This is a genomic window from Falsirhodobacter sp. alg1, from assembly GCF_000739715.2.
Lineage (GTDB): Bacteria > Pseudomonadota > Alphaproteobacteria > Rhodobacterales > Rhodobacteraceae > Falsirhodobacter.
This window is the reverse complement of record NZ_BBJC02000036.1, coordinates 1-870: the sequence shown is the minus strand read 5'-3', so window position 1 is coordinate 870 and position 870 is coordinate 1. Positions and strand designations below refer to the sequence as shown.

The window sequence follows — 870 nt, the reverse complement described above, 5'->3', positions numbered from 1 at the left end:
TTATACATGGACCCAATGTGCCTGGATGAGTTTACAAAATGAGTTTGTTTTAAAAAACGTATTGAAGCTATCCCACAAATTGATAAGTACTTGAAATCCAGCAAGTATATAGCATGGCCTTTGCAGGGCTGGCAAGCCACGTTTGGTGGTGGCGACCATCCTCCAAAATCGGATCTGGTAGTTCTGTTCCAGGGGCCCCTGGGATCCCCGGAATTCCCGGGTCGACTCGAGCGGCCGCATCGTGACTGACTGACGATCTGCCTCGCGCGTTTCGGTGATGACGGTGAAAACCTCTGACACATGCAGCTCCCGGAGACGGTCACAGCTTGTCTGTAAGCGGATGCCGGGAGCAGACAAGCCCGTCAGGGCGCGTCAGCGGGTGTTGGCGGGTGTCGGGGCGCAGCCATGACCCAGTCACGTAGCGATAGCGGAGTGTATAATTCTTGAAGACGAAAGGGCCTCGTGATACGCCTATTTTTATAGGTTAATGTCATGATAATAATGGTTTCTTAGACGTCAGGTGGCACTTTTCGGGGAAATGTGCGCGGAACCCCTATTTGTTTATTTTTCTAAATACATTCAAATATGTATCCGCTCATGAGACAATAACCCTGATAAATGCTTCAATAATATTGAAAAAGGAAGAGTATGAGTATTCAACATTTCCGTGTCGCCCTTATTCCCTTTTTTGCGGCATTTTGCCTTCCTGTTTTTGCTCACCCAGAAACGCTGGTGAAAGTAAAAGATGCTGAAGATCAGTTGGGTGCACGAGTGGGTTACATCGAACTGGATCTCAACAGCGGTAAGATCCTTGAGAGTTTTCGCCCCGAAGAACGTTTTCCAATGATGAGCACTTTTAAAGTTCTGCTA

General features: G+C 47.7%; 1 pseudogene. It reads left to right on the top strand.

The window, feature by feature from the left end:
• Window positions 1-648 precede the first annotated feature (648 nt).
• Window positions 649-870, top strand: a pseudogene (locus TR36_RS13990) (class A beta-lactamase LEN-27); the annotation flags it as partial.